The sequence below is a fragment of the Clostridium sp. AF27-2AA genome, from assembly GCF_003478505.1.
Classification (GTDB): Bacteria; Bacillota; Clostridia; order Lachnospirales; family Lachnospiraceae; genus Brotaphodocola.
Window position 1 is genome coordinate 1 of sequence record NZ_QUFI01000071.1, and the last position, 1,395, is coordinate 1,395.

A 1,395-nucleotide genomic window follows, 5' to 3' on the forward strand; every position below is an offset into this window, starting at 1 on the left:
CTGAGCCGTCACAATGTAAATGTGGATATTATTTTGCAGTCTGTGGGCCGCAGCGGCAGTAAGGACATCAACTTTACCTGCCCGCTGAGCAGCCTGGACGATGCCCGCTGGGTGCTGGAAGAGAACAAGGATGTGCTCGAATATGACAGCATTGAGGTGGACGATAATGTGGCCAAGATCAGCCTGGTGGGCGCCGGTATGATGACGCATGTGGGCGTGGCCTCCGATATGTTCGAGGCGCTGTATGATGCAGGTATCAATATCCAGATGATTGCTACATCCGAGATTCGTATTTCGGTATTGGTGAACAAGGACGATGCAAACCGCGCCATCAAAGTGGTGCACGATAAGTTCTTCGGCAACGAGGACTGACCGATCGGTCTTTCCTTTTTTGAAGCAGCGTGTTATACTATGAAAAATAGTGTAACGCGCTGTTTTTTTCAGCAGGCGGAAGGAGTTGGAAACGATGATTTATCACTGCGAGGATCACACCTGTAATTATTGGGATGAAGGCGAAAAGCTGCCGGAGCGCTGTCCGCAGTGCGGCCGGAAATTGCTGCGCGCCAACGAGGCCGATATGACCGGAGATGATTGGACGGCTTTAGGCAACACCCTTTGGGATGCAGAGGCATCGGATAAAAAGCGCATGGTGGATTGTTTTCGGAAAGCTGCATATCTCGGCAGCGCATGGGGCGTATGCAATCTGGGCATCTGCATGGAGCAGGGAAACGGCGTGGAGGCGGATCCGGTTCAGGCTTTTTGGCTTTATCAGCAGGCGGTGGAAATGGGGAGCCTGAATGCGGTGTGCTGCTTGGGCGTGTGCTATCAATACGGCATTGGCACGGCTCCGGACGCGAAACAGGCTGCCGAGTTATACTGCAAGGCGGCGGAATACGGTTCGCCCCGCGGACAGATGCTGCTCGCCCGCGCCTTCCACGACGGGATCGGCGTGGAAGCCGACGCTGCCGAGGCCGTGCACTGGGTGCGCGCGGCGGCGTATCAGCGCTACGGTGAAGGTATGCACCGGCTGGGCGTATGCTATGAATACGGCGACGGCGTGGAGCAAAACTGGGAGCGTGCTGTGCATTGGTTCCGCGAGGCGGCAGAGAGTGGCGTGAGCGTGGCAATGGCGGATCTGGGATACTGCTATGAAAAGGGCTGCGGCGTGGAGCAGAGTTGGGCGCAGGCCTTTTCCTGGTATCGCAGAGGTGCGGAGTGCGGCTATCCGGTTAGCATGAGCAATCTGGGCTTGTGCTATAAAAGGGGATATGGCGTGGAGCAGAATTGGCAGGAAGCCATAAAATGGTATGAGCAGGGCGCACAGTGTGGCGATTTGCAATCCATGCATAATCTGGCACGCTGCTACGAGCGCGGCGAAGGCGTGGAACAGAACGA

Annotated in this window: 1 protein-coding gene and 1 pseudogene; both read left to right on the plus strand. The window is 56.1% G+C overall.

Going from position 1 to position 1,395, the window contains the following annotated elements; all coding sequences use genetic code 11:
• Positions 1 to 372, plus strand: a 372-nt coding sequence (locus DWY84_RS17085; protein WP_182434973.1) for an ACT domain-containing protein, incomplete at its 5' end; no start/stop codon positions are given.
• Between the two features lie 94 nt (positions 373 to 466).
• Positions 467 to 1,395: pseudogene (locus DWY84_RS17595) on the plus strand (SEL1-like repeat protein); the annotation flags it as partial.